This is a genomic window from Lysinibacillus sp. FSL H8-0500, from assembly GCF_038051955.1.
Classification (GTDB): domain Bacteria; phylum Bacillota; class Bacilli; order Bacillales_A; family Planococcaceae; genus Lysinibacillus; species Lysinibacillus macroides.
In genome coordinates, this window is the sequence record NZ_CP150292.1 from 1,395,635 (window position 1) to 1,421,711 (window position 26,077).

Annotated in this window: 31 protein-coding genes and 1 pseudogene; 20 read left to right on the plus strand and 12 right to left on the minus strand. The window is 38.5% G+C overall.

The window, feature by feature from the left end; genetic code table 11:
• Positions 1–3: 3 nt before the first annotated feature.
• On the minus strand, positions 4–474 hold the full coding sequence (locus tag MHB44_RS06455; RefSeq protein ID WP_341302034.1) for a prepilin-type N-terminal cleavage/methylation domain-containing protein: 471 nt from the start codon (positions 472–474) through the stop codon (positions 4–6).
• A gap of 327 nt (positions 475–801) precedes the next feature.
• On the opposite strand from MHB44_RS06455, the gene MHB44_RS06460 reads away from it, so the two are divergent.
• From MHB44_RS06460 to MHB44_RS06515, 12 genes and pseudogenes are all read left to right on the plus strand, one after another.
• Positions 802–2,133, plus strand: a complete 1,332-nt coding sequence (locus tag MHB44_RS06460) for a G5 domain-containing protein (protein WP_341302035.1) — start codon at positions 802–804, stop codon at positions 2,131–2,133.
• Between the two features lie 18 nt (positions 2,134–2,151).
• Positions 2,152–3,822, plus strand: a complete 1,671-nt coding sequence (locus tag MHB44_RS06465) for an ATPase, T2SS/T4P/T4SS family (protein ID WP_200908517.1) — start codon at positions 2,152–2,154, stop codon at positions 3,820–3,822.
• A gap of 11 nt (positions 3,823–3,833) precedes the next feature.
• Positions 3,834–4,880: a type IV pilus twitching motility protein PilT gene (locus MHB44_RS06470; RefSeq protein WP_341302036.1), complete on the plus strand. Its 1,047-nt coding sequence runs from the start codon at positions 3,834–3,836 to the stop codon at positions 4,878–4,880.
• Complete coding sequence (locus MHB44_RS06475) at positions 4,877–6,082, plus strand: type II secretion system F family protein (RefSeq protein ID WP_341302037.1); 1,206 nt, start codon at positions 4,877–4,879, stop codon at positions 6,080–6,082. The genes MHB44_RS06470 and MHB44_RS06475 overlap by 4 nt, the downstream gene beginning before the upstream one ends.
• Positions 6,083–6,211: 129 nt before the next feature.
• The gene (locus MHB44_RS06480; RefSeq protein ID WP_341302038.1) at positions 6,212–6,688 is read left to right on the plus strand and encodes a prepilin-type N-terminal cleavage/methylation domain-containing protein; all 477 of its coding nucleotides are present in this window, start codon (positions 6,212–6,214) and stop codon (positions 6,686–6,688) included.
• A gap of 60 nt (positions 6,689–6,748) precedes the next feature.
• Entirely contained in the window at positions 6,749–7,237 is a 489-nt protein-coding gene (locus MHB44_RS06485; RefSeq protein WP_341302039.1) for a prepilin-type N-terminal cleavage/methylation domain-containing protein, read from the plus strand.
• Positions 7,238–7,352: 115 nt separating this feature from the next.
• Entirely contained in the window at positions 7,353–8,327 is a 975-nt protein-coding gene (gene pilM / locus MHB44_RS06490) for a pilus assembly protein PilM (RefSeq protein WP_341302040.1), read from the plus strand.
• Complete coding sequence (locus MHB44_RS06495) at positions 8,327–8,920, plus strand: hypothetical protein (RefSeq protein ID WP_341302041.1); 594 nt, start codon at positions 8,327–8,329, stop codon at positions 8,918–8,920. Before pilM ends, MHB44_RS06495 begins: the two co-directional genes overlap by 1 nt.
• Positions 8,917–9,609: a hypothetical protein gene (locus tag MHB44_RS06500; RefSeq protein ID WP_341302042.1), complete on the plus strand. Its 693-nt coding sequence runs from the start codon at positions 8,917–8,919 to the stop codon at positions 9,607–9,609. The genes MHB44_RS06495 and MHB44_RS06500 overlap by 4 nt, the downstream gene beginning before the upstream one ends.
• A 64-nt stretch (positions 9,610–9,673) precedes the next feature.
• Complete coding sequence (locus MHB44_RS06505; RefSeq protein WP_341302043.1) at positions 9,674–10,426, plus strand: prepilin peptidase; 753 nt, start codon at positions 9,674–9,676, stop codon at positions 10,424–10,426.
• 34 nt (positions 10,427–10,460) lie between these two features.
• Complete coding sequence (locus MHB44_RS06510) at positions 10,461–11,192, plus strand: gamma-glutamyl-gamma-aminobutyrate hydrolase family protein (RefSeq protein WP_341302044.1); 732 nt, start codon at positions 10,461–10,463, stop codon at positions 11,190–11,192.
• A 353-nt stretch (positions 11,193–11,545) separates the two neighbouring features.
• Positions 11,546–12,682 (plus strand): annotated as a pseudogene (locus tag MHB44_RS06515) (IS110 family transposase); the annotation flags it as partial.
• Between the two features lie 208 nt (positions 12,683–12,890).
• On the opposite strand, the gene lexA reads toward MHB44_RS06515, so the two are convergent.
• Positions 12,891–13,508: a transcriptional repressor LexA gene (gene lexA, locus MHB44_RS06520; protein WP_053994058.1), complete on the minus strand. Its 618-nt coding sequence runs from the start codon at positions 13,506–13,508 to the stop codon at positions 12,891–12,893.
• Positions 13,509–13,667: 159 nt separating this feature from the next.
• On the opposite strand from lexA, the gene MHB44_RS06525 reads away from it, so the two are divergent.
• Complete coding sequence (locus MHB44_RS06525; RefSeq protein WP_341302045.1) at positions 13,668–13,988, plus strand: LysM peptidoglycan-binding domain-containing protein; 321 nt, start codon at positions 13,668–13,670, stop codon at positions 13,986–13,988.
• A complete protein-coding gene (locus MHB44_RS06530; RefSeq protein ID WP_341302046.1) occupies positions 13,985–14,650 on the plus strand; it encodes a recombinase family protein in 666 nt (221 codons plus the stop codon). Before MHB44_RS06525 ends, MHB44_RS06530 begins: the two co-directional genes overlap by 4 nt.
• Positions 14,651–14,668: 18 nt before the next feature.
• Here the strand turns inward: MHB44_RS06530 and def are convergent, their stop codons facing one another.
• Positions 14,669–15,247, minus strand: a complete 579-nt coding sequence (def, locus tag MHB44_RS06535; RefSeq protein ID WP_341302047.1) for a peptide deformylase — start codon at positions 15,245–15,247, stop codon at positions 14,669–14,671.
• Positions 15,240–15,431: a helix-turn-helix transcriptional regulator gene (locus MHB44_RS06540; RefSeq protein WP_341302048.1), complete on the minus strand. Its 192-nt coding sequence runs from the start codon at positions 15,429–15,431 to the stop codon at positions 15,240–15,242. Before MHB44_RS06540 ends, def begins: the two co-directional genes overlap by 8 nt.
• A gap of 332 nt (positions 15,432–15,763) precedes the next feature.
• Here MHB44_RS06540 and MHB44_RS06545 point away from each other — a divergent pair, with 332 nt between their 5' ends.
• Together MHB44_RS06545 and tkt are read left to right on the plus strand one after the other, a co-directional pair.
• Complete coding sequence (locus tag MHB44_RS06545) at positions 15,764–15,997, plus strand: DUF896 domain-containing protein (protein ID WP_053994063.1); 234 nt, start codon at positions 15,764–15,766, stop codon at positions 15,995–15,997.
• A gap of 126 nt (positions 15,998–16,123) precedes the next feature.
• Positions 16,124–18,118 carry a transketolase gene (tkt, locus tag MHB44_RS06550; protein WP_341302049.1) on the plus strand — a complete coding sequence of 665 codons (1,995 nt, stop codon included), beginning with the start codon at positions 16,124–16,126 and terminating at the stop codon, positions 18,116–18,118.
• Between the two features lie 32 nt (positions 18,119–18,150).
• Here tkt and MHB44_RS06555 read toward each other — a convergent pair whose 3' ends face one another.
• Positions 18,151–18,492, minus strand: coding sequence for a hypothetical protein (locus tag MHB44_RS06555; RefSeq protein ID WP_341302050.1), 342 nt, complete (start codon positions 18,490–18,492; stop codon positions 18,151–18,153).
• A gap of 72 nt (positions 18,493–18,564) precedes the next feature.
• On the opposite strand from MHB44_RS06555, the gene MHB44_RS06560 reads away from it, so the two are divergent.
• Positions 18,565–19,224 (plus strand): HAD family hydrolase, encoded by a 660-nt coding sequence (locus tag MHB44_RS06560; protein ID WP_341302051.1) that lies wholly within the window; start codon positions 18,565–18,567, stop codon positions 19,222–19,224.
• A 207-nt stretch (positions 19,225–19,431) separates the two neighbouring features.
• On the opposite strand, the gene MHB44_RS06565 is transcribed toward MHB44_RS06560, so the two are convergent.
• Genes MHB44_RS06565 through MHB44_RS06595 form a run of 7 tightly spaced genes read right to left on the minus strand, consistent with a single transcriptional unit; the run spans position 19,432 to position 24,212 of the window.
• A complete protein-coding gene (locus MHB44_RS06565; protein ID WP_341302052.1) occupies positions 19,432–20,067 on the minus strand; it encodes a response regulator transcription factor in 636 nt (211 codons plus the stop codon).
• Positions 20,039–21,076 carry a sensor histidine kinase gene (locus MHB44_RS06570; protein WP_341302053.1) on the minus strand — a complete coding sequence of 346 codons (1,038 nt, stop codon included), beginning with the start codon at positions 21,074–21,076 and terminating at the stop codon, positions 20,039–20,041. Before MHB44_RS06570 ends, MHB44_RS06565 begins: the two co-directional genes overlap by 29 nt.
• The gene (gene liaF, locus MHB44_RS06575; protein ID WP_341302054.1) at positions 21,073–21,756 is read right to left on the minus strand and encodes a cell wall-active antibiotics response protein LiaF; all 684 of its coding nucleotides are present in this window, start codon (positions 21,754–21,756) and stop codon (positions 21,073–21,075) included. The genes MHB44_RS06570 and liaF overlap by 4 nt, the downstream gene beginning before the upstream one ends.
• A 57-nt stretch (positions 21,757–21,813) precedes the next feature.
• Positions 21,814–22,929: an alpha/beta hydrolase gene (locus MHB44_RS06580; protein ID WP_341302055.1), complete on the minus strand. Its 1,116-nt coding sequence runs from the start codon at positions 22,927–22,929 to the stop codon at positions 21,814–21,816.
• Complete coding sequence (locus MHB44_RS06585; protein WP_341302056.1) at positions 22,919–23,146, minus strand: hypothetical protein; 228 nt, start codon at positions 23,144–23,146, stop codon at positions 22,919–22,921. Before MHB44_RS06585 ends, MHB44_RS06580 begins: the two co-directional genes overlap by 11 nt.
• Positions 23,147–23,201: 55 nt before the next feature.
• Complete coding sequence (locus MHB44_RS06590; RefSeq protein ID WP_341302057.1) at positions 23,202–23,840, minus strand: PspA/IM30 family protein; 639 nt, start codon at positions 23,838–23,840, stop codon at positions 23,202–23,204.
• 15 nt (positions 23,841–23,855) lie between these two features.
• Positions 23,856–24,212 (minus strand): ABC transporter permease, encoded by a 357-nt coding sequence (locus MHB44_RS06595; RefSeq protein ID WP_341302058.1) that lies wholly within the window; start codon positions 24,210–24,212, stop codon positions 23,856–23,858.
• A gap of 342 nt (positions 24,213–24,554) precedes the next feature.
• Here MHB44_RS06595 and sirA point away from each other — a divergent pair, with 342 nt between their 5' ends.
• From sirA to MHB44_RS06610, 3 genes are all read left to right on the plus strand, one after another.
• Positions 24,555–24,980 (plus strand): sporulation inhibitor of replication protein SirA, encoded by a 426-nt coding sequence (gene sirA / locus MHB44_RS06600; RefSeq protein ID WP_053994104.1) that lies wholly within the window; start codon positions 24,555–24,557, stop codon positions 24,978–24,980.
• Positions 24,981–25,079: 99 nt separating this feature from the next.
• Positions 25,080–25,298, plus strand: coding sequence for a YneF family protein (locus tag MHB44_RS06605; RefSeq protein WP_004232154.1), 219 nt, complete (start codon positions 25,080–25,082; stop codon positions 25,296–25,298).
• A gap of 249 nt (positions 25,299–25,547) precedes the next feature.
• Positions 25,548–26,018 (plus strand): S-ribosylhomocysteine lyase, encoded by a 471-nt coding sequence (locus MHB44_RS06610; RefSeq protein WP_341302059.1) that lies wholly within the window; start codon positions 25,548–25,550, stop codon positions 26,016–26,018.
• Positions 26,019–26,077 lie beyond the last annotated feature (59 nt).

Here is a 26,077-nt window from a genome sequence, read left to right on the forward strand (position 1 = left end):
TCCTCACCCTTCATAAAAGACATAGCCATAATTCTCGGTTACCAAAATTGAATTATTTTTATAGATAAAAACACCAATTTGATTAGCTTTTTTAGGTGATGTATCTAAATCGGGTATTTTCATTATTTTTACTTCAGTTGTATATTTTGAAGTCATTGATTTGGTTGTAGCTGTTTGAATTGTAATGGTATTGCCATCGTTTATAAGCGTGTCACTAGGTTCAATAAAGGAAAATGTACCATCGGGATTAGCTAATAGGTTAGTGAGTTCACCTTCTAGCGTTGATTGCCACCAATCTAGCTCTTTAGTTACTAAATTTACTGCTACTTGTTTATCTTCGTTTTGTTTACTTTTCAATCCTATTTGTGGAAGTAGATTGATAACAGAAACTAAAATAATAGCTAATAATACAATAGCGGCAACAACTTCCACTAAAGACATACCCCGTTCATTTAATAATTTTTTAGAATTCACTTTTTAACCCCTCTCTATTTTAATTTATTTCAGCTTGTTATTATATGATTTTTAAACATTTCTTCCTATGCCAATACGCTCATAGGGGTAACTGGATAAAAATTAATGATCAAGGCTATTATAACAAATTCTAAACATGTATCGAATGAAATTTAAGTTTATTTATAGGTCTTTATAACTAATTACCGAATTATTTTCGAATTTTTATGTAAATATTATAAACGAAATCGGAATAAAGTTGCATTTTTGGTAGTGTCAAAATACTATAGTTGTAGTATCATTTTTATATACAAGAAATTCTAAAAGTTTAATTAAAGGATGATGCGAATGAAGACGTACATAAAAATAATTAGCTTGTTTTTAGCAATTGTTCTAATCGTAGGGATATTTATTCCATCATTTGTGTTAAATGATACAGTTTTTGCCAATGATAATGCTGAAAATTCAACAATTGGTGGAATAAAAGTCGAGACAGATGACCATTCAGATTTATTAACAATATTAGAACAAGCGGTTTTAGATTGGCAGCAGACGGAAATAGTTATTAGTAGTGCTGATGCCTCACAAACCATTCAGGCTGATCAATTAATTTTTGATGTTTCGGCAGCCATTACTCAGTATGAAAGCCTCACAAAAAAACCTTGGTATGCATTTTGGCAAAAGGAGAAGGTTGTACATATTCCAATTCCGGTAAAGCTCAATGCTGCTGCTGTTCAGCAAATAGAGCAGGTGGGTATTTGGGATACAGATAAAACGCTTCAACAAGTACTTATGCAGGCAAGCTATTTAAAGGAGCATAAGGTTGAAGCTGCGATAGATGATGCAATGCTGCAGGCTGGGGAAAGAATAGCCTTTCAAATGGCCGATTTGCCAGCCGCTGAAAAGGGCGTTGCTCAAGTTATACCATTATTAAATGATGTCGTCCTTGTACCAAACCAAGCGTTTTCCTTATTGACGCTGCTAGGGGAGCAGGTAGGTGCTGTGAATGATGCTGGCTTAGATTTTGTGGCATCCACGTTATATAGTGTGCTTCTTCAAACAGACTATGAAATTTTAGAACGACATTCTCAGCAAGAAAGTCCGCCTTATTTGCAGCAGGGGATAGAAGCGGATATGGATGCTGCTTTAGCAAAAGACCTGCAATTCATTAATCGATCTGAGCAGCTTGGTAAATTACAAGCAACAATGGAAGGCAATCAATTGAAAATAGAAATTTTTGCAGCGGTCAAAGACAAGGATATTACGGTTCGTGTGAGCAAGGATAAAATTGTGAAACCACGTGTTATTTATCGCTATTCCGATGATTTAAAGGCTGGGCAAGAGCGTATTGAGCAAGAGGGTACAGAGGGAGCGCGCGTGGCGGTTTATCGTTCTATTGTGGAAAATGGTGCAACGGAGGAGCAGTTTATTAGCAGAGATTACTATGCGCCGCAAAATCGAATTATTACACGTTCGTCAAAAGAGCCTGCTACTGTTACAGCACCAACACAAAACACAGGTGTAGGTACATCAGACCCTGATTTAGAAATAGACTTAGATGGCAATGGCTTACCTGATGTAGAATCTTCGACAGCAGAGGAATCTAAGCCACAGGATGGACCTGAAATTGTCTATGGCTACTATGATAAAGGTGGTAATTTTGTACAAACAAGTCCATAACGATTGGGGGTAATAGGAATGGCTATGAAGCCAGGACGAAAGCGTTTAGGGGATTTACTTGTAGAATCAGGCGTTATTACAGTCGAGCAGCTAGAACATGCATTAACAACTAAATCGAAAAATGAGAAGCTAGGAGATTTTCTAATTAAGGAAAATTTCTTAACAGAGCAGCAGTTAATTGAAGTATTGGAATTCCAACTTGGTATTCCACATATTAGCTTAAATCAATTTTCTATTAGTCCTGAATTATTGCAATTAATTCCAGCTGAACTGGCGAAGCGCACCAATATTATGCCAATTCGTAAGGAAAAGAATAAATTGTTTATTGCGATGGAGGACCCAATGGATTATTTTGCCATTGAGGAAGTTCGTATGGCAACTGGCTGTCAAATCGAAACAAGTATTGCAGCTAAAGATGATTTATATCGTACCATTACGAAATACTATGATTTGCAGGAATCTATGGATGCTGCGATGCTAGATTTAGCAGCCACAACTACAGAAACACAAGAGGAAATCGAAAACGAGGATTCACCCATTGTGCGCCTCGTCAATCAAATTATTGCCAATGGTGTTGCACAGCGCGCGAGTGATATTCATTTTGATCCACAGGAAACAGAGTTACGTGTACGTTATCGGGTAGATGGTGTGCTCCGTACTGAACGGTCATTGCCAAAGCATATGCAAAATGTCGTACTGGCTCGTATTAAAATTATGGGAAATCTCAATATTACAGAAAATCGTATCCCGCAAGATGGACGGATTAAAACAACTGTTAATTTTAGACCTGTCGATATTCGTTTAGCCACATTACCAACCGTTTATGGAGAAAAGGTGGTTATGCGAATTTTAGACTTAACCAATGCAGCAAATGATATTGATAAATTAGGTTTTAGTGAAAAAAATGAGGCACTTTTTAGAAAAATGATTGCCCACCCCAACGGTATTATGCTTATTACGGGTCCAACGGGGTCAGGAAAATCTTCCACATTGTATGCAGCACTTTCCCATCTAAATGAAGAGGGTGTGAATATTATTACAGTAGAGGACCCTGTGGAGTATCAGTTAGATGGCATCAATCAGATTCAAGTAAAGGAAGAGGTTGGTTTAACGTTTGCAGTTGGCTTGCGCTCCATTTTACGACAAGACCCAGATATCGTGATGGTGGGAGAAATTCGTGACCTTGAAACAGCGCAAATTGCAACTCGTGCTTCGCTAACGGGACATTTAGTGTTAAGCACACTGCATACAAATAGTGCTGTAGAATCCATCTCTCGTTTACATGATATGGGTATTGAACCGTTTTTGCTATCCTCCTCGCTTGTAGGTATTATGGCGCAACGTCTTGTGCGTAGAATTTGCCGTGATTGTGCAGAGCCATATGCGTTTACATCACGTGAGCTTGAAATACTAGAGGAAAATGGTATTGAAGGTGTTACGCATGGGAAAAAAGGGCGTGGCTGTCCTGCATGTAGCCATACAGGTTATCGGGGACGTATGGCAATCCATGAAATTCTCCCGATTGATCGGCAGGTAAAGGATATGATTTTAAACCGTACGGGAGATATGGTTTTACAGGATTATATGAAGGAAAAAGGCTATTCCACATTATTAATAGATGGACTATTAAAGGTTGTGGAGGGTCAAACAACCACAGCAGAAATTTTACGGGTTGCCAGTGCAGATTAGGGGTGATAGAAATGACCGCGTATTCAATTGTTGAGTTATTAACATATGCATTTGAGGAAAAAGCATCAGACTTACATGTTACAAAGGGTATACCACCAGTATACCGTATCAATGGGCAGCTACAGCAATATGGCACAGTGCCACTAGAATCAGAAGATTTAAAGGAAATGATCAAGGTTATTCTACCTGTGCATAAACAACAGGATTTTGAAGAAAAGGGAGAGACGGACTTTAACTTTTCATTGCCTGGGAAATGTCGATTCCGTGTTAATGCCTATCATCAGCGCAATGAAGTCACAATAGCCGCTCGTTTAATCGAAGCAAAAATCCCTTCTATTGAGGCACTAAATATGCCGCAGGTGCTATACCGACTTGCGGAAAAGCCACAGGGACTTATTTTAGTAACAGGCCCTACTGGCTCTGGTAAATCTACAACACTAGCAGCTATGATTGATTATATTAATGAAACAAGATCTAAACATATTATTACCTTAGAGGACCCAATTGAATATTTGCATACACATAAAAAGTCAGTGATCAATCAGCGTGAGGTTGGTGTTGATACCATGAGCTTTGCCAATGGCTTACGTGCCTCCTTGCGTCAAGACCCCGATATTATTTTAGTAGGGGAAATGCGAGACTATGAAACAATCTCAACAGCGATTACGGCTGCTGAAACAGGACATTTAGTAATGGCTACGCTTCATACAAGTAGTGCGCCAACGACCATTGACCGTATTATTGATGTCTTTCCGCCACACCAGCAAGGGCAAATTCGTGTACAGCTTGCCAATGTACTACAGGGCATTGTATCCCAGCGTTTATTTGTGCGTAAGGATGTCAAAGGGCGTGTTGCGGCAACAGAAATTTTAGTGCAGGCGCCTGCGATTTCTAATTTAATTCGTAATGAAAAAATCCATCAGATTCCAAGTGTAATGCAAACAAGTAAAGCATTGGGTATGCACACCTTAGAATCCTCCATGCAGCATTTAATTGCCACAGGGAAAATTTCATTAGAGGATGCACGACCCTATATGAATGCTGGTGATTATAGTTGACGGTATTTCGTTATAGTGGTCGTACAAAAACAGGCGCGCCTCAAAAGGGCATTATTGAGGCTCCCAATAAAAATGTTGCAATGGAAAAGCTGCGAGCGCAGGGCATCAATGCACGAGAGCTGCAAGAGTCCAATAGCATCTTCCATAAAGAGATTGCTATTGGTGTAAAAGTAAAGCATCAAGACTTTGTTATTTATTGTCGGCAATATGCCACCTTAATTCGTGCAGGTGTCTCTGTCGTGGAGGCTACGCATATTTTAGGGGAGCAAACACGTAGTAAACCACTAAAGCGGGCATTGATGCAGGTTGAAGAGGATATTCGTAATGGGCTGGCTTTTTCAGACGCAGCAGCAAAGCATCCAAAGGTCTTTCCGTTGCTCTTTGTCAATATGATGCGTGCAGGTGAGGCAACAGGTAGTATAGACGATACATTAGATCGCTTAGCCAGCACACTTGAAAAACAATATAACATTAAGAAGAAAATTCAATCTGCGATGACATATCCAGCCTTATTATCATTGCTAACAGTGGTAGTTGGTATATTTTTAATGGTTTTTATTGTCCCGACCTTTATGGATGCATTTAGGGAAATGAATTTAGAATTGCCATTAATTACCGTAATTATTGTAGGTATTAGTGACTGGCTTATTCAATTTTGGCTACTTGTCTTACTTGCTTTGGTGGCAGCAGTAATTGGTTTTCGCTTTTTCTATAATAATAATAAAGAGTTTCATTATGCTATGAGTCTTTTTCTACTACGTATGCCTATCTTTGGGCAGCTTTTGCAAAAGGATGTAATAGCGAGAATGACAAGAACCTTAGCCACATTATTTAGCGGCTCCGTGCCGATCTTACAAGCCCTAACGATTGTTGAAAAAATCGGTGAGAACCCAGTTATTGGTAAGGTGGTACTAGAGGCACGTGATAACTTAGAAAAGGGTGGCACATTATCCGAGCCACTTGAAAAAAGCTGGCTATTTCCACCCCTTGTTACGCAAATGACTTCCATTGGAGAGCGAACTGGCGCCTTAGATTATATGCTTGAAAAAATTGCCGATTTTTATGAGGAAGAGGTAAACCGTGCTGTCGATACAATTAAATCACTGATTGAGCCTTTAATGATTGTAGTGCTTGCTCTTGTGGTAGGTGTAATTGTAGCGGCAATTTTCTTACCGATGTTCCAATTATACGAAAATATGTAATGTCTACAAAGATTAGATGGATGCCCTTTTGTTCCGCTTAATGGAAAATACTTACTTTGATGATGCTCACAACAGAAAGTGGAAGGTTAGGTATCTATTCACAGCTAAGTATTAAAGGAGAGGCTGGACATGGGAAATGTGCTAAAGAACGAAAGAGGCTTGACATTAATCGAGCTGTTAGCCGTTATTGTGATCCTTGCTGTAGTTGCAGCCATTGCAATTCCAGCCATAGGGAATATCATTGATAACTCACGTTACAAGGCTTTAAAGGCAGACGCCATCAGTGTGCTTCATGCCGCACAGTTTTATTTTATGGATCATCCAACTGCTGATCAATGGCAAATGGTTGAGGTAGAACAATTAGTAGCGGATGGTTATTTAGACAGTGCAGGTAAAATATTAGATGCTGATAGGCCAGGGCAAACTGCCAATGTCCAATTTATAAATGGTGTCTATTATTTAAATGCACATGCCATTTATTATAGCAAAGAAAAGTATATTAATTTTGACAATGCTACCATCGAGCATATTGCAGAGGATATTCGCAAGGGCAGTAGAGGCTACGGTGGCAGATGTATCGGGCGAGATTGTGCAGGCTCGTCATAATTTTCAGAAGCTTGTGGATACACACTTCATATAAAAAAATAAATTAAGGGGGAAATAACTATGTTTAAGAAGCTATTAAACAAAAAATTGTTAAAGAATCAAAAAGGTTTAACGTTAATTGAGCTATTAGCTGTTATCGTGATTCTAGCAATTGTAGCAGCAATCGCTGTACCTGCTATTGGTAATATTATTAACAAATCCAGAGACCGTGCGATTTTAGCAGAAGGATCAAATATTCTAGCTGGAGCAAAGATTGCTCATCTGGATGGTGAATGCGATGATAATACATGTAACGAAGATGATTTAGCAGGTTTTGTAGATGGTATTGACTTCACTAAGTATGAAGTCTCTGTTACTTATACTCCTACGGGAACTGGTCAAGGATGGGCAGTTACGTATAGTAGATTTGGAGAGATTAAAAACACGGAGCTCCAAGTTGGTGGAGCTAATGGTACAACTCCAGTACCTGAAACAACACTTAATACAGCATTAACAAATTCGGGCGGTAAACCAACCGAAACACCAACACCTTCAGGAGATGGCAGTTAATAATTAGTCATCCCAACCCATCCAGAAACGTAAATTTTCTTGCGTTTCTGTGTGGGAAATGGATGACTAATTGGAAAAATCCTTTATACTGAAGTAGGAAGGGAGGTCTTTTCTCATGTTTAAGAGAAAAAGAAAATCGCATGTTTCGATTGAATTAAAGGATTATGTGCTGCGTGCGATTGTGGCGAAAGGACCAGAGCCTAGTCAGTGGCAAGCCTATGAGTATCCTTTAGTCGCTGGTATTGTTGAAAATGGCACCATTATGGATGAGGTGGCTCTTTTTGAGATTATTAAGGGGCAGGTGGTGAAATGGACAGGTAAAAAACCAGCTGTGCGTATGTTTGTCCCTGATACAACAGTGCTATTAAAAACCTTTGAGCACCCGAAGGATGTACAGCCACAAGAATTACGTGGTTATGCTGAAATGGAGCTGGGGCATTCGATTCATTTACCCTTTCAGGATCCTCTTATTGATGTGTATGATGCGGATGCGGAGGATGGTAAGGCTGTCTTATTTGCTGCCCCCTCTGAGGAGATTACGAAAATGGTCGGGATGCTGTTAGATGTTTCGTTAGAGCCTGAAGCTGCTGATATTCGGGCTTTATGTAATATTCGCTTGCTGGCGCATATGAAACTGCTCGCACCTGATAAAACCTATTTAATTGCAGAGTGGTCTATCAATGAACTTTCCATAAGTATCTTTTCCAATGGTCAGGTGGAATTTTTACGTTATCAAACAATTGATATAGATATGGAAAAATGGCAAGGGAAAATGGAGGATGAATTTAGTTATCAATTTATTTATAGTGGGGAAACAGAGGAATACCAAATGGTTGTGATGGATCAAGTTTTAGAGATTGATCGCATCATGAATTTCTTTAAATTTTCTCTCCATAAAGGTGAAAAGACAGTGGATGAAATCATTATGCTTGGAGACAATCCGTTGCTGAAGTCTATAGGCAATTTATTAGCTTCCAATTTAGATACCCCATTGATAGTTATTGATGGTACACAGATCGAGCAGTTTTTTCCAAACTTTAAGAAAGAATTTTCAACGTTGCTTGGCTTAGCCTTAAAGGAGGTTCATTAATGGTTCCAGATATTAACCTCTTACCGCAGCTTGAAAAAAGAAAAGCTTCTCCCAAGCTTCTTTATGGCTTAATGCTAGTAATGGTTGGAATCATCATTGCTTATTTTCTATTTTTATTTTTTACGTCTAAAAATGATGTAGCCCGTTTAACTGCTGAAGAACAGGCATTAACCGCACAGCTTAAACAATTACAGGAGGAGCTGGACGCAAGGAAAAGTGTCGATCAAGGTTCATTAGAAGAATCGGTGACCTTTATTCAAAATGTTTCCTATCCAGTAACACCGCTTATTGATGAGACGAGAATCTTATTACCTGCTCAATCGTATTTGCGTAGCTATGCCTTTGGCGCAAATACAGTCAATATTGAAGTAGATTTTGAAACGATGACCGATATATCAGCTTATGTGGAGCGTCTTTTATTGAGTAACTTTTTCTCAGATGCGCAAATTAATACGGTATCCAACTTTGAGATTGAGCTTGGTGAACAGAAGGAACTAACGCCTGAGCAAAGGTTTAAAGAGGTTCCTCGTTATTCTGTGTCTATTACAGCGACAATTGACTTTATGTATTTAGCTGGAGGTCGTCGCTCATGAATAAATTAACAAGTGGGAAAAATTCATCAATTATTCTTTTAGCTGCTTTAGTAGCCGCTATTTTATTTGCATTCTATTATTATTTGTTATTACCAAAGCTAGATGAGGTGGCAGAAAGAGAAACGAGTGTCTCACAGATCCAGCAAGAAATTTCGAATGTCAACAAACAGCTTGAGCAATTGGATAAGGAGCAAGGCAAGCCCACAGTCAATATTTTAACACTAAGACAGAAGCTGCCTGCAACAAGGGCAGTGGAAAAAATTATCCTTGATTTAGCAGAGATTGAGGAAGTGACAGGTACGCGCATTGCCTCATTAACGGTCAATAACGATGGTGAAGCTCCTTCCGAAGCAGATGTATCAGAGGATCTCAATATGCTGGAGAAAGCTGAAGCAGAGGTCAATGGTGAACAGACGGAAGAGCAGGAAAGTACGCCACTTGCATCTCTTTCAACAGATTCATTGCCAGCTAATTTAAAGCTAATTACCTTTAATTTAGAGGTTGGAGCGCTTGATTTTGCTTCGCTCGAAAGCTTTTTACAGGAGATTGAGCAATTAGAGCGTGTGATGAAAACGGATAAGATTGAATTTAAACTGCCAGGCGAGCAAGACCAGCTAACGCAAAATGAGGATCTTACCTTACAGGCTACAGTTCAAGTGACGACGTTCTATTATGAAGGTGAACAATAATAACACTTATAGACGCACCATACTTCAACTGTATGGGCGTCTATTTATTTAGGGGGATATTCAGTTGGAAATGGTTTATGCAATTATGTTTTTTCTTTTTGGGCTTGTCTTTGGTTCTTTTTACAATGTTGTTGGCTTACGAATACCGAAAGAGGAATCCATTGTCCACCCGCCTTCGCATTGCACGAATTGTCAAAGACAGTTGACTGCACGTGATTTAGTGCCTGTTTTGTCCTATCTGTTTTTAGGCGGGAAATGTCGAAGCTGCGGTTATCGAATTTCGTGGATCTATCCATTGGTTGAATTGCTAACAGGTGTATTATTTGCCTTTGCCTATTGGCAGCTAGGCTGGGGCGTCGAATTAATGGTCGCCTTGTTCTTTATATCCTTATTAGTGATTGTTGTCGTATCCGATTTTGCTTATATGCTTATTCCCGATAAAGTGCTAGTATTCTTTTTACCCTTTCTTGTGATAGGGCGAGTACTGTCACCATTAACACCATGGTGGGATAGCCTTTTAGGGGCGGCTGTTGGCTTTGCTTTATTATATGCTATTGCTGTTGTATCAAATGGCGGTATGGGTGGAGGCGATATTAAATTATTCTTTTTAATTGGTCTTGCCCTTGGTACAATGAATGTACTGTTAACGCTATTTTTAGCAGCCGTTATTGGTATGATTGTCGGAGTATTGATATTAACGAAACGACAACAGGGAAGAAAAACACCTATTCCATTTGGACCATCAATTGCTTTAGCGGCAATACTTGTTTATTTCTATGGTGACTCGTTCGTAAATTGGTATTTAGGGTTTTGGTAATGATTGTATTTTTGATTAATATGGAGGGGATTGGGTGAAACCAATTATTGGTATTACAGCGTTTGTCGACGATAATTTGTCGTCACAATTAAATGCTGCCTATAGTAAAAGCGTTATTGAAGCTGGCGGAATACCGCTGATTATTCCGATTGGTGTAGAGCAGGATGTAGCAGAAATTTTAGCGCTGACAGATGGTTTATTATTATCTGGAGGGCATGATATCCATCCATTTCGATTTGAGGCAGAGCCTTCACCAACAATAGGCAAGGTTCATCCAGCAAGAGATGCTGTAGAAGTGGCTTTAATTGAAGAAGCCATTACGCGAAAAATGCCTATCTTCGGTATTTGTCGTGGTTTACAAATATTAAATGTTGCCTTAGGGGGAACATTATATCAGGATATTGATAGTGAGTATGCCAGTACAAAGCTGTTACAGCATGCGCAACAATCAGGTCGAACGGTAGCAACGCATTATGTGCAAATAGCGGCTAATAATTTATTAATGGATATAATAGGACAGGAAAAAATCGCCGTAAATTCATTGCATCATCAGGCCGTAAATAGGCTAGCTGATCAATGCAAAATAGCAGCAACCTCAAGTGATGGTATTGTCGAAGCAATAGTGTACGAGGAGTTGCCATTTTGTTTAGCAGTGCAGTGGCATCCAGAGGAATTAGCTACTGTAGGAGACGAACATGCACAAAGGCTATTTTCAGCGTTTATTGAGGCTAGCTTGAAATTCAAGAGGAAGGAAATAGCAGGATAAAAAATTTTTCGCTAAATTTAAAACTCGAATGATCCTACGAAACATGCATGGAGTGTTGTGGAATCGTTCGAGTTTTTATTATTTAGCTTTTTGTGCATAAAACAATCATGAGCTTTCTTCTCCCAACCCTGGCATGAAAATAAGTTCTTCCTGTCCATAATGGTAGGGACACAAACAGGATGTAAGACGCGGCTTTTTTTGGTGGCTTAGACCCTGGGCATAAAACTGTTTGAGTGAATTTGGTGTTCAACCCTTTGTTAGCTCCACTTGATAGTCGGATGACTACGTACAGAAAAATGCTTATTTTCAAATTCACTCACTGTTTGTGATCTTTATTGTTTGGAGTGATTTTTATGGAGGTATTTATTAAGAATTGTGCAGGCTTAGATGTGCATTCTGAGACAATTGTTGCTTGCGTTTTAAAAGGGAGACACGAAAACGAAGTATATCAAGAAACAGAAACTTTCCCTACGCTCACGAAAGATTTGTTTCGTCTATTGAAATGGTTAGAAAGCCATGAAGTTACACATATTGCGATGGAGAGTACGGGTGTGTATTGGAAACCTGTATTTAATATTTTGGAGGACTTTTTTGATAGTACACTTGCGAATGCCCAACGAATCAAAAACGTTCCTGGCAGAAAAACAGACGTTTCAGATGCAGAATGGATTGCGAAGTTATTACGTCATGGCTTGATTGAAAAGAGTTTTGTTCCACCCGTGGAGATTCGAGAACTCAGAGATTTAACAAGACTTCGGAAAAAGTGGATTGGTCATTTAACTTCTGAAAAGAATCGCATTCAAAAAGTATTAGAAAGTTCAAATGTCAAACTAAGTACTGTGATTTCAGATGTATTTGGCGTATCCGGGCGTAAATTACTAAATCGATTAATTGAACAAGGTTATGTAGATGAAGCCGATGTCGAAAAGAATATTCATGGAAGGTTAGCCCCTAAAAAACAATTGATTACCGATTCTTTATTTGGAACACTCAATGAACATCAACTATTTCTTATTCGCCAATCTTGGCGACACATTGAATATTTGGAGTCATTGGTTTTAGAAATTGAAGAACGGATTAATCAACTATTACAAAATTATCATGAAGAACTTCAATTATTAATGACAATTCCAGGTATAAAAAAAGATACTGCCGCAGTTATCATTGCAGAAATCGGTGTAAACATGAATCAGTTTCCCACATCACAACACCTTGCTTCATGGGCAGGCGTATCTCCTGGTAATCATGAGAGTGCAGGAAAAAGAAAAAGTACGCGTTCTATTAAGGGAAATCCACACATTAAATCGGCCATGTGTGAGGCAGCTTGGGCAGTTTCAAGAAGTCGAAATCGTTGGTTAGCGAACAAATATTGGTCACTCGCAGCACGAAGAGGCAAGAAAAAAGCACTCGTTGCGATTTCGCATCGAATGCTTCGAATTATTTACTCCATGCTACTGAACAAGGAGCCATATAAAGAACCACAATTGGTTTCGTTTAACCAAAAACCAAAAGTTATAAACCAAGATACCTTCCGACAGGTACCTTTGCTTTCTCATTGGCTTTTTTCGTTATTTATAGAATGACCTAGTCCACTTAATAATATTCAAAAAACAAAGGCATTATTTATTTTCACAGAAAAAAGAGGATATATGCTTGGCAAAGAAATGCATAATCCTCAAAGCTTACTTTTATAAAGCATTAATGAACGCGGCGATAAAGGCCTACAACCTGTCCTAAAATGGAAACCTGATCAACGATAATTGGCTCCATTGTTGCATTTTCAGGCTGTAAACGGAAATGATTTTTTTCCTTAAAGAAACGCTTTACAGTCGCTTCATCCTCAGCCGTCATCGCCACAACAATATCTCCATTATCAGCAGTGGACTTTTGCTTGACAATAACTAAGTCCCCGTCAAAAATACCTGCTTCGATCATGGATTCACCCATAATCTCTAACATAAATAATTGGTCCTCACTTGTCCCATAGGCATCTGGTAGCGGGAAGTACTCTTCGATGTTTTCAATCGCCGTAATAGGAGAACCAGCCGTTACTTTCCCGACAAGCGGGACATGAATAACATTTTGCTTTTGAATCGCATCCTCTGGCTCTAAAATTTCAATGGCACGTGGCTTCGTTGGATCTCGGCGAATAAGACCTTTTTGTTCTAACCGAGCTAAATGACCGTGAACGGTTGAGCTTGAAGCAAGTCCAACTGCTTCTCCAATTTCACGTACTGATGGCGGATAGCCTTTCGTGCGCACCTCTTCCTTAATAAAAGCTAGAATATCCTCTTGTCTTTTTGTCACTTTTTTCATATTTGCTCACCTCTTTTTTTTAATATCATTCTTCTTATTTGATAGTATAACAGAATGCGAACATGTATGCAAACATAGGTTCGAAAAGTGTTTGACAAAAACGTTTGTTCGTTTTATTATAGAACGTATATTCCGAACAAACATTCTGGAAAAGGGGTTATGATGATGACTTGGTTAAAGAAGAATACGCATATCTCAATTTTAGCAGGAGCTTGTTTACTGTTTGCAGCATACCTTTACATGACTGATCCAGGAGATATAAGTTACACAAAAATTCAAATTGAGCATGGAGATAGCTTATGGTCGTTAGCAGAGCAATATCGTGGTAAAATGAGTTCAGATGATTGGATTAAGCTTGTTAAAATGGAGAATGAGTTAACAGATATTAAAATTGTAGCAGGAAAATCATTAGTCATACCTGTATTGGGTGATCAAGCCAATCCCATCAAAATCATTGAAATTGCGAGAAGTGAACAATGAGAAATAATCAACTAACAGCCGTTGTCTATTGTCGTGTGAGCACTGAAAAAGAGACACAAAGCTCCTCCTTAGAGCGTCAGCAGGAAGAACTGCAACGCTATGCCAAAGAGCAGGGCTATGAAGTGAAGGGCGTTTTTAAGGACAAGCATAGTGGCTATGATGTAGAACGAGAAGGCTTGCTTGAAATGCTTGATTTCATTAAAGAAAAAAATGTGAGTGCCCTTTTTGTACAAGATGAAACACGTTTAGGTCGTGGAAATGCGAGAATGGCGGTACTGCATTTATTGCAAAAATCAGCAACTGATGTGTTTTCCATGCATGATGCAGGACCCGTTCAATTAAATGAAATGGATACAATGCTGCTTGAGATTTTAGCTATTGTAGAGGAGTATCAGCGTAGAATCCATAATGCTAAAATCCGTCGTGGGATGCGACGAGCCGTGGAAAATGGCTATCGTCCTGAGAATAATTTATCAAATCGTGGCAATCCATATGGGCAGGAGCGCAAGGAATTGCCTGTAGAGGAAATTGTCAACCTACGTAAGCGAGGTTTTACCTTTGAGGAAATTTCCATAACGCTTAAAGGACTAGGCTTTGAGGTGAGTAAAGCCACAGTTCATCGTCGCTTCAGAGAACATCAAGAAGGGTTAGCAGGCAAATAATAAGCCTGCTAATCCTTTTTAGTATAAGCTTTCAATTATTACATTATCTGGTAGCTTAAATGGGTTTTCTTTATTGATTCTGTCATAAAACATAATACCATTTAAATGATCTATTTCATGTTGGACAACAATCGCACCATAACCTGTTAACGACACAATAAATTCTTGTCCGTGTATATCATAAGCTTTTACTTTAATTCGCTCGTAGCGCGGTACAAAGCCATGAACAGGTCGATTGACAGAAAGACAGCCTTCTCCTTCAGGTAAGTAGATCATATTCAATGAATGACTCATAATTTTAGGATTGATAAGCATCATTTCCTGCGTTTGCTCATGGTCATTAAAAAGTACAGCAAACATTCGTTTATCCAGTCCGATTTGATTCGCAGATAGTCCACTTCCTGGTCGTAATTTATACTTTTTCGCTAATATGGGATCTTGGCTATTTTTTAAGTACTGTAGCATAGATAATAAAGTATCTTGATCCTCTTTTGTAACAGGTATCGTCACCTCAGTTGTTTTTTTGCGTAGTAAAGGGGAGTCCTCTTTCACGAAATCCTTCATTGTAATCGTATAGGCTGAAGGAAATTTAGTCATAAATAAATACCTCATCAATCCGACTATTTAATACTTTAGCAATTTTAAAGGCTAATTCAAGAGTCGGGTCATACTTATCATTTTCTATACAGTTAATGGTTTGCCTAACAACACCACATTGCTGTGCAAGATCGGCCTGTGTTAACCCTAATTTTGTTCTTAGGATTTTCATAATATTTTTCACCTATATCCCTCCGTTTTGTCCAAAGTATTAGACATTTAGTATATAAAATTTCTCGATAAATGTCCAATAGGTTAGACATTTATCAAGTATATTACTCATGATATTGCTCCTGATGTTCAGCAAAGCATAACTTAAGCGCATTTTTTATGGTTACACCCGCTCCTCTAGCTGATCACTCTGTCTACTACCAATAACATTTTATAGTGTAGGTTGACTGAAGCAGTACCATAGTAAAAGAATGATTAAAGGCTGGTATAACTGCATTTTAAGGGAAACCATGCTATACTTTGCATACTAAGGTTATTAAGCTAGGTACTGAAAGGTGTGTAATCATGTTATCAAAGGAAAAACTTAACCGTATTAATGAACTTTCTGCTAAAGCCAAAAGTGGTCAATTAACAGAGGCAGAGGCTAGGGAGCAAACAGCACTTCGCAAGGAATATTTAGATACGTTTCGAGCAACGATGCGTCATACGATTGAAAACGTCAAAGTAGTGGACGTAGAAGGTAATGATGTAACGCCAGAAAAGGTAAAACAAGCGAAGAAAAATAAGTTTCTAAATTAATGTGACATATTTGATAAATGTATGCTTAAAAATACAAATCATCTAACAAAAGCATTGTTTTCTAAGACAATGTTGACTAAACTGTAGAAGAATAAGATATAGGATGAGAAAGGATGTCACAACATAATGACTCAACATGCGGATCAAGTAGCAATTAATGCTATCCGAACTTTATCAATTGATGCTATTGAAAAAGCAAATTCTGGTCACCCAGGTTTACCTATGGGGGCAGCGCCAATGGCTTATACGCTATGGACAAAACAATTACGCCATAATCCAGCCAATCCAAAATGGTTTAACCGTGATCGTTTTGTACTATCAGCAGGTCATGGTTCCATGCTTTTATACAGCTTACTTCACCTTGGAGGCTATGGTTTACCAATGGAGGAAATTCAAAGCTTCCGCCAATGGGACTCATTAACGCCAGGACATCCTGAATATGGTCATACGGTAGGTGTTGAGGCAACAACTGGTCCTCTAGGACAAGGAATTGCGATGACTGTTGGTATGGCAATGGCTGAGCGTCATTTAGCAGCTACTTACAATAAACCAGATCATGATATCGTTGATCACTACACATTTGCACTATGTGGTGATGGTGACTTAATGGAAGGTGTAGCGGCTGAGGCGATTTCATTAGCCGGTCACTTAAAACTTGAAAAATTAATCGTGCTTTACGATTCTAATGATATTTCTTTAGATGGTGACTTAGAAAAGTCATTCTCAGAAAACGTGCAAAAACGCTTTGAATCTTATGGCTGGAATTACTTAAAAGTGGCAGATGGTACAGATGTAGATGCTATTAATGTAGCCATTGAAGAAGCGAAAAAATCTACTGGCAAACCAACATTAATTGAAGTGAAAACAGTGATTGGTTTTGGTTCTCCAAATAAATCTGGTAAAGCAGATTCACACGGTGCCCCACTTGGTACAGATGAAGTTGTCTTAACGAAAGCTGCTTATGAATGGGCACATGAACCATTCCAAATTCCTGCAGAAGTTTACGATACATTTAATGCGGCTGCTGAAGTGCAAGGCGCACAGCCAGAGGAAGCTTGGAATGCTAAATTTGCTGCATACAAAGAAGAATTCCCAGAATTAGCCGCTCAATTCGAGAAAGCGATGAATGGTGAATTACCAGAGGACTTTGCTTCTGAGTTACCAGTATATGAAGCAGGTAAATCTGTAGCAACTCGTTCTTCTTCAGGCGATGCAATTAATGCTATTGCGAAGAAAACACCTTCATTCTTTGGTGGTTCAGCTGACCTTGCTGGCTCCAATAAAACAACGATGAAGGGTGCAGGAGATTTCTCAGCAGACGACTATGCTGGTCGCAACATCTGGTTCGGTGTTCGTGAATTTGCGATGGGTGCTGCTATGAACGGTATGGCTCTTCACGGTGGTTTAAATGTATTTGGTGGTACATTCTTCGTATTCTCTGATTACGTTCGTCCAGCAATTCGTCTTTCTGCATTAATGGGTCTTCCTGTAACATATGTATTCACACATGATTCGATTGCAGTAGGGGAAGATGGTCCAACACATGAACCAATCGAACACCTTGCATCATTACGTGCAATGCCAAACCTATCTGTTATCCGTCCAGCAGATGCAAATGAATCAGCAGTTGCATGGGAGCTTGCAGTAGCATCAGAAAAAACACCAACCGTTTTAGTATTATCTCGTCAAAACCTACCTGTTCTTGACGCTTCTATTGAAACAGTACGTGAGGGCGTGGCGAAGGGTGCTTACACAGTATCTCCAGCTACAAAGGAAGTAGCAGATGCTATCTTAATTGCAACAGGATCTGAGGTTTCACTGGCTGTCGAAGCACAAAAAGCTTTAAAAACAGAGGGTGTGGATGTAGCAGTTGTGTCCATGCCATCTATGGACCGCTTTGAAAAACAAGATGCAGCTTACAAAGAATCTGTTCTACCAAAAGCTGTAACAAAACGTCTTGCAATTGAAATGGGCGCATCATTCGGCTGGCATAAATATACTGGCTTTGAAGGTGATGTTCTTGCAATTGACAAGTTCGGTGCATCAGCTCCAGGTGAATTAGTGATCGAAAAATATGGCTTCACTGTAAAAAATGTAGTAGCAAAAGTGAAAGCTCTATAATCTATATGCAAATACCGCAACACTTGGCAGCCTTAAAAATTAGCCGAGCGTTGCGGTACTTTTTTAGGATTTTTCTTTATAGCGATCCATAAAGCAAAGCATTGAATAATAAATATGCCGATAAAAAGGCTGAAGCTTCTGGCACTGCCACCAATACCTAGTTCATCAGCAATAATACCAGAGAACCAAAGTAGTTGAGCAGCGACAATAATGGTTAAGCTGGCAAAAAGGGCACATAACCAAATCGGTACTTTTTTAATCAAGACCATAACGAGGATGATCATGGAGAACAGTAGAAGTACCATAAAAACAGGATCAAGTAAGGCAAACGAATTATTTTTTATAAAATGGTGATAAGTGAAACGACTATCCATAAAAGACCTCCTTTTACAGAGTCTAACGTATAGAATACAAAAAGGTTCTGAGGTATAAAGAAAGGTGAGTGTATGAAGAATTATCATGTTATATTATTTGATTTAGATGGTACATTATCTGATCCAAAGGTAGGGATAACAAAATCAGTACAATATGCATTACAAAAGACAGGGATAGAAGTAAGTGATTTAGATGAGCTAGAAAGCTTTATTGGACCACCCTTACAAGTATCCTTCCGTGACATTTATGACTTAAATGGTGTAGAGATTAAGCAAGCCATTTATCACTACAGAGAACGATTCACAGAAAAAGGGATGTTTGAAAATAAGCTATATGAGCATATTCCAGCTCTGCTAGCCACTTTAAAGCAACAGGACTATCACTTAGCGATTGCAACATCCAAGCCAACTGTATTTGCTGAACAAATTTTAACATACTTTCAGATCGCTTCGTTTTTTGATCTCGTAGTAGGTAGCCATTTAGATGGCTCACGTTCTGTTAAAAGTGAAATTATTGCAGAGGTGCTCCAGCATTTTGCTATGTATCCAAGAGAGCAATTTATAATGATTGGTGATCGCAAATACGATATCATTGGGGCACATGCTCATCAAATAGATTCGATTGCTGTGACCTACGGCTATGGCACACAAGAGGAATTAAACAATGAAAAGCCTACATATATGGTGAATAGTGTAGAGGCGCTAATAAATTTCTTTAAAGTAGAAAATTAAGCTACTTGCTAAAGAGTGCTTGCTATCTTAGGAAATAAGTAGATTTTCTAAATAATTAATCGCCTTCCTAAATCGCACAGATAAAAAAACTGCATATTAAACATGCAGTTTTTTTATCTTGGTTCAGCAGGTGACAGGATGCCTACTGACTAGAAAGGAGCTCCATCTAAGAATGCCACGTCCTGTGGCAACGTAATGGATAGATTGTTATTTCGCTAGCCCATTTTGAAAGGCATAGACAACCGCTTGTGTACGATCTTGCACTTCTAGCTTTGCTAAAATATTGCTAACATGTGTTTTTACCGTTTTTAATGCAATATATAGCTCGTCAGCAATTTCCTGATTGGCTTTGCCCTGTGCCATGAGCAATAATACTTCCATTTCACGGTCTGTCAGTTGCTCGTAAAGGGGCGTATTATTGCCATGGCGCATACGGTGCATCATTTTGGAAGTGACCTCTGGCTCTAATACCGTTTCACCACCCATTGTTTTACGGATAGCATCAGCAATTTGTTTCGCATTCGATGTTTTTAAAATATAGCTTACTGCACCAGCTTCTAGGGCGGGGTAGACTTTATCATCATCTAAAAAACTAGTGACCATCATAATTTTCGCCTCAGGCCATGCCGCTAAAATTTCGGCTGTTGCCTCAGCTCCTGTCATAATAGGCATCACATTATCCATTAAAATAATATCAGGCCTTAGCGCAAGGGCATGTTCAACAGCCTCTTTACCGTTCTCAGCCTCACCTACAACGGTAATATCTGGCTGTGCTGAAAGATAAGCTGCTACACCAATCCGTACCATTTCATGATCATCCGCTATTAGCACTTGAATCGTCATGCTCTTCCTCCTTCTGTAGTGGAATTTTAACCTCCACAATCGTTCCTTCATCAGGCACGGAGACAATTTTATAGGTGCAGCCAATTTCAACTGCCCGTTCCGCTATATTCTGCAAGCCATAGGAAGTTGATTTATCTGCCTCCACATCAAAGCCTAAGCCATTATCTTGAATTCGTAAAATGGCTAAATCATCACGAGCCACAAGCAGTAATTCGACTTCGCTTGCTTTGGCATGACGGAGTGTATTGGAGAGGGCCTCCTGTGCAATACGGAATAAATGATCTTCCTCTGCCTTTGTTAATGCCATTTCCTCTAGCTCATAGTCAATATGAAAATAGACTTTTTGCTGAAGCTCAATAATGAGTTCCTCTAAGCCTTGTGCTAGTGTTTTATTGTGTAGAGCTACAGGACGTAGATGAAGCAATAAAGCACGCATCTCTAGCTGTGCCTGTTGTACTATTTTTTCCACCTGCTTTAAGCTAGCAGCATTCTCGTCATTTTCAGTCAAAGCAGAAAGCAACATGGAGGCTGCGAATAATTGCTGTGACACGGAGTCGTGCAGCTCTCTAGCTAGACGTTGACGTTCTGCAATAATACGTTCTTGAATAATTTTATCATTTGCTTCCGCCCGTTCATTGGACAGACGCTGTAAACTTTTACGCTGTGTATCAATTAATTCACTCGTTTGTGCAATGGCTTTTTTTAATGACTTGGGAAGAGCTTGCTTCTTGGGAAGCTCAAAATCAGGCTCGATTAATTGCTTTACAAGACGTGTTGCCTGCGCCTCTCGTGCACGAGCTGTCATGCTAATCCAGCTTGCAATCAGTAAGCTAAGGACAAAAAGGCTAAGAATGATAATGCCTCCAAAAGGAATATCATCGTAATGCTGCTGCCATAAAGGCCCCCATGTTTTTTCATCTGGATTTCCCCATATGGCAACAAGTAGGCCGAATGCAGCACTTATTAAAATGAAAAATAAGGTAAATAATCTTGAAATAAAGGCAATCATTTACGTAGCACCTCCAAATCTCCAAGCCATGTTGCCACATGAATGACAAGGATACGCTTCGCATCCTCAGGATTTCCGTCAGAGAACTGAATGCTTTCATTGACTATACGTTGTGGTCCTCCATGTAAGCAAGTCAGCTCCCCAAATAGTGTTGTATAGTGTAAACGGAAAGGAATTTCATAAGGAATATACACTTGTACTTTGCCAATCCCTTGACGGATGGTAATCAGGCTAGTGCCAGTCGGTAAAATCGTTTGTGTTGTATCAATGGTAATATCCCCTGCAAGACGCTGAATTTGCACGTCCTGCCATTTGTATGCTTCTGTAGGTGCAGGCATTGTGCCAATTAAATCGTTTTTTGTTGTGGGAAGCGGCTCAAAAAGTTCTTCACCAACTACTTTTGGTTCATTTTCTCGCTGTAAATATTGATAAAGCATATATAAAGGGATTGAAATGATAAATAAACGTAAGCTCCACATCGTGAACAGAGCAATAACAATGAAGAAAATTCCTGTCCATTTAAAAAAGCGAATTTTTTTAGAAAAGCTTAAATAAAGCAGTACAGCCCCGATCAATAAACAGAATGCGCCACCATTATTAAAAACGGTTAGCTCCACAAAGATGAGTAAAAAGAAGCATAGCACCCAAAATGTAAGCTTATTAGTTGTGAAATTTTGCAAGAGTGTCACCCTTCCTTCTAAAAATTGATGTGAGAAGCCGAACTTCTCTACAAGTTTCTAGTATTTTTCAAGCATCTTTTTTAATGTGTCATTTATTAAAGTGAAATCGAGTTTGTTTGGATAGTGAGCAGAGTGTTGTAATGTAATAAATTCCTTGCCGTTTGGTGCATCTAACATCTCGTAATATTGTTTTGATAATTCATAATTTGCCTGTTTATCGTATTTTCCATGAATAATATACACAGGAATAGCTATAGTTTTTACAGTTTCAAAAAAATTAGTAAGGATAATTTCTTTTTTTAATTCCTGACTTTTTACAAGACTAAATTGTGGTCCTGAAATAAAAGCTTTATATAAATCCAGTAAAGAGTAATCAGGGGAAGTGAAGGCGCCTTTTATCAAACCAAAGAGATTCACTTTCTCGATTGTATCATCAAAATAATTCATGCCTTTATATTGATGGATAAGGTCGCTAAATTGATCCTCCTCTTCTGCTAAATAAGGGCCTTTTCCTAACTCCTCTAAAATACGGAGCGTTTTTTCATCGTTGTTAGTTATAGCTTCTTTTTGTAACCAGCTATAACCGAGTTCGTGCCCTTTAGTTATATCGGTTATTTGAGAAATACCTACATAGGCGTGGAATTTCTCGGGATATTTAGACACTAATTGCGTTCCAATCACCGTACCAAATGACAGACCAATGATAAAGATTTTTTCTTGTCGATAATGTTCTCTAATATAATCAACTATTATAGTAGCATCTTCAGTAAATTGAGAAAGATTCATGGTATCAATTGATAATTCCTTGTTAAAGCTTTTACCTGAACCTCTTTGATCATAATAAACTGCTACACAATTCTCGGTTATTTCAGGATATAATGTTCGAGCGCTTACGCCATAGGGGAATGGTGACCCTGGTCCACCATGTAGAAATAAACAAAAAGGCTTCTCCTTATCTTGTCCTTCCACTAATATATATTGTTTATCTCCATTTACATGTATTTCTTTTAGTTCACTAATACCGCCATTTTCTATAATGATAGCGCTTTGTTGTTTGATCTGCTGTTGAATGATGAAACGATAGCTTAATAAAATAAGCATAAGTATGATAAGAAAAATTAAAGCATAAAGGCTTATTTTAATCAGATGATGAATCCACTTTTTATTTTTCATCTTTGTAAATTCCTTTTTCCAGTATTAACTGGCAGTATGATGCCCACAGCAGCATAGCTACTAAAAGCCAATAAGCTGCCAGTGAAAAATGCTTCATGACAAAATAATATACTGAGGGGTATGGAGGAAGAGCTATGTGTAAAATATGACACATTAAAAATTTCATAGCTATGAAGTGCAAACCCTCTCTATGAAAAAACAGATTATTTTTCTTCAAAGAAATGGGATGCTCCTAAATAGAGGCATCCCTTATTTCTTTATATTATACCATGTTATTTTTTTTCAATTAGCAGTGGTGAGCTATCTTCTGTTGCTTTTTTCTCTAATTCTGCCAGCCTTGCCTCAAAAGTTGTTACCTCATGATCTTTATCGATTTGGTAAGCTAATTTATCGATATAAGCTTCTAAATCTTCAAAGTTTGTTTTATTGTTTTTGGCAATCATACCGTCCATTTGATGATGGGCGCGTGTGACATTTTCTTTGCCCATTAGCTGTAACTGACGTACTTTCATGTCTTTAATTTTATGCTTCATTGTTTCGAATTTGCGCTCTAGCTCGAAGTATTCTCGTGTACTTGCTTCAATGCTCGTTTGCAATGTATGGTTACGAGTTGTGTAAGCTGTTACTTCATCCGTAGCGAAGTCAATTAAGTCCTGTTCGCCACTAGTTTGTGCTAAAGCCAATTGCGATTCACGTTTTGCTAGTAATGTTGCGTTCTCCTTATATTCTTGCTCTAGCTTTTCTTTTAATTGCCCTTGTCGCTCTAATAATTTACCTGTTTGCTCCGTTTGTTTTTCTGCTTCGCGAATGTATTGATTTAACATCGCAATCGGATTTTTTTGTTCCTTTTTATCAAATAATTGGTGTAAGTCTGCCTCTACTGTATATCTAAAACGTTGAAATAAATTCATTTAAATTCGCTCCTTTTATTTTGTTAGGTTTGACCATTCTTTTTCAAAGTTTGTAAATGGGTCTTCTTCTTTTGTTCCTTCAATTGTAGGGATTTGTACATCTTCGCCCTTCCATTTTTTATAGATCACGTAAATCGTAGCGATAGCTGCAAGACCAATCATTGCTGGAATGTTGGACACTGCTGATAGGACACCGATTAGACCAACTGTAAACCAGAAGATTTTGCCGAATGTTGACTTGCTTGCGATATAGAAGTGCATCCCAAGTGCTACAAATAATCCAGAGAATAATAAGCCTGCCAGTGGTCCGATTAAGGCAAGTGCCACACATGCTGCGATGATGCCTCCAGTTAATAAAAGAAATTTTTTCATATGTTTTAGCTCCTTTCGTTTGTACCTTTATGTTACCGATTTACACGACGATCTAAAACGGACTCGAAATTGATTTTGCACTAGGTCTTGAGACTGAGTACTTTCTAAGCTGCTAGAGAAGAGGCTATTTTGAGTGTTCAATATGCTAACTTAGCTTATTTTTGGATAGAAAAATGACTTTATTTCTAGCAATATTGATCGTTTGCCATAAAGTAATTTTTAGAACGGAAACTAGAAGCTTTTCGACAAAAATAGAAGATAGCTTCCTCCTCCATTTGACAAATTAACAAGATTGAATGAGCTATACTATTGAAAAAGAAGCTGAGCGAAGGAGGATTTCTGGTGAGAACCTATTCTATATATAAGATAAAAGAAGAGCATTTAACGTTTATTTTTGGCAGAGAGCGTAAGTTGTTAGAGATGATGCAGGGCTGTGAAGATGCGAATGAGAAATCCTTAAAAGAGCTTGCTTATATATGTGAATCTGTGTATTTCGATGAGATTGCACGAATGCTGGAGCAGCAACTTGATTCCAAATATGCACATTTAGAGAAGGCTCGTAATGCTTTGTTTTTAGAACATCCAATAAAAGGGAAAATGGCGATTTATTTAGTTGATCGCAAGATTTGCGTATACTGTGAAGGGTCGCGTATGCTAGATTTAGATTTATTTCAAATGCTTGCCAAAATGAGTGAACGCTTTATTGCTTTTAATAAGCAAGAAAATGAATGTGGGTGGCTAAAGCCGATGAAGTATACAATGCATTAGGAAAATTCACTACAATATATAGTAACACGCTATTATTTCATGTATAATGGTGCGTGGAGAGTTTTTTCTCGGTATATTGTAGTGGAGGAGGTTGGTTGTATGCCTACATGGGGCTGGATTATTATCGTAATTATCGCATTAGCAGCGGGCGCAGCACTTGGTTTCTATTTCGCTCGTCAGGCTATGATGAAATATTTAAAAGAAAACCCACCTATTAATGAGCAAATGATTCGTATGATGATGGCACAAATGGGTCGTACGCCGTCTGAAAAACAAGTACGTCAAATGATGGCACAAATGAATAAATTCCAAAAATAGTTGGAACAATGCAAAAGCTGTTTAGAAAGATATCACTTTCTAGGCAGTTTTTTTATATGGAAGCGGTGGATAGGACTGTGAAAGTGACGGGTAGCATGCTCGAATTGAAGGATAGAATTATAAAATCAATGGATAGACTGTTCAAAAAGAGGAGATAGAGTAACTTTTTGCAAGAATGTGACATCCTTTCGCTTTTTTTAATAAAACTCGTTATAATAATTGAGAGTAAGTGAAAAGGGGTTGTCCACTATGACGAAAGAAAAAACAAATGTAGAGAGCTTTGATTTAGATCATACAAAGGTAAAGGCTCCATATGTGCGTTTAGCAGGCGTAAAAACTGGAAAAAATGGCGATGAGGTATATAAATATGATATTCGCTTTAAACAGCCAAATAAGGAGTATATGGAAATGCCTGCCCTGCATTCCTTAGAGCATTTATCAGCGGATATTATTCGTAATTATTCAGAGAATATTGTGGATTTTAGTCCAATGGGTTGTCAAACAGGCTTCTATGTATCACTTATTAATCATAATGATTATGAGGATTTATTAACTATCTTAGAAAAGACGTTTACAGATGTTACAAAGGCAACAGCCGTACCTGCCTGCAACGAAGTCCAATGTGGCTGGGCAGCTAGTCATAGCTTAGAAGGGGCGCAGGCATTGGCACAAGCGTTTTTAGCAAAACGTGATGAGTGGCACATTGTTTTTGCAGAATAATAAATACGAAAAATTGCTAGAGTAAACTGCATTCCAATTGTTAAAGACCATCTAACAAT

Coding starts and splice junctions, on each gene's coding strand:
- MHB44_RS06565 (WP_341302052.1), bottom strand. CDS start 20,067: ATGACGATTCAAGTGCTAATAGCGGATGATCATGAAATGGTACGGATT.
- MHB44_RS06460 (WP_341302035.1), top strand. CDS start 802: ATGAAGACGTACATAAAAATAATTAGCTTGTTTTTAGCAATTGTTCTA.
- MHB44_RS06485 (WP_341302039.1), top strand. CDS start 6,749: ATGTTTAAGAAGCTATTAAACAAAAAATTGTTAAAGAATCAAAAAGGT.
- MHB44_RS06495 (WP_341302041.1), top strand. CDS start 8,327: ATGGTTCCAGATATTAACCTCTTACCGCAGCTTGAAAAAAGAAAAGCT.
- MHB44_RS06570 (WP_341302053.1), bottom strand. CDS start 21,076: ATGATTGCCTTTATTTCAAGATTATTTACCTTATTTTTCATTTTAATA.
- MHB44_RS06555 (WP_341302050.1), bottom strand. CDS start 18,492: ATGGATAGTCGTTTCACTTATCACCATTTTATAAAAAATAATTCGTTT.
- def (WP_341302047.1), bottom strand. CDS start 15,247: ATGACTAAATTTCCTTCAGCCTATACGATTACAATGAAGGATTTCGTG.
- MHB44_RS06525 (WP_341302045.1), top strand. CDS start 13,668: ATGATGATGACTTGGTTAAAGAAGAATACGCATATCTCAATTTTAGCA.
- MHB44_RS06500 (WP_341302042.1), top strand. CDS start 8,917: ATGAATAAATTAACAAGTGGGAAAAATTCATCAATTATTCTTTTAGCT.
- MHB44_RS06480 (WP_341302038.1), top strand. CDS start 6,212: ATGGGAAATGTGCTAAAGAACGAAAGAGGCTTGACATTAATCGAGCTG.
- MHB44_RS06470 (WP_341302036.1), top strand. CDS start 3,834: ATGACCGCGTATTCAATTGTTGAGTTATTAACATATGCATTTGAGGAA.
- MHB44_RS06605 (WP_004232154.1), top strand. CDS start 25,080: ATGCCTACATGGGGCTGGATTATTATCGTAATTATCGCATTAGCAGCG.
- MHB44_RS06580 (WP_341302055.1), bottom strand. CDS start 22,929: ATGAAAAATAAAAAGTGGATTCATCATCTGATTAAAATAAGCCTTTAT.
- MHB44_RS06590 (WP_341302057.1), bottom strand. CDS start 23,840: ATGAATTTATTTCAACGTTTTAGATATACAGTAGAGGCAGACTTACAC.
- pilM (WP_341302040.1), top strand. CDS start 7,353: ATGTTTAAGAGAAAAAGAAAATCGCATGTTTCGATTGAATTAAAGGAT.
- MHB44_RS06560 (WP_341302051.1), top strand. CDS start 18,565: ATGAAGAATTATCATGTTATATTATTTGATTTAGATGGTACATTATCT.
- MHB44_RS06595 (WP_341302058.1), bottom strand. CDS start 24,212: ATGAAAAAATTTCTTTTATTAACTGGAGGCATCATCGCAGCATGTGTG.
- MHB44_RS06465 (WP_200908517.1), top strand. CDS start 2,152: ATGGCTATGAAGCCAGGACGAAAGCGTTTAGGGGATTTACTTGTAGAA.
- lexA (WP_053994058.1), bottom strand. CDS start 13,508: ATGAAAAAAGTGACAAAAAGACAAGAGGATATTCTAGCTTTTATTAAG.
- MHB44_RS06610 (WP_341302059.1), top strand. CDS start 25,548: ATGACGAAAGAAAAAACAAATGTAGAGAGCTTTGATTTAGATCATACA.
- MHB44_RS06545 (WP_053994063.1), top strand. CDS start 15,764: ATGTTATCAAAGGAAAAACTTAACCGTATTAATGAACTTTCTGCTAAA.
- tkt (WP_341302049.1), top strand. CDS start 16,124: ATGACTCAACATGCGGATCAAGTAGCAATTAATGCTATCCGAACTTTA.
- MHB44_RS06530 (WP_341302046.1), top strand. CDS start 13,985: ATGAGAAATAATCAACTAACAGCCGTTGTCTATTGTCGTGTGAGCACT.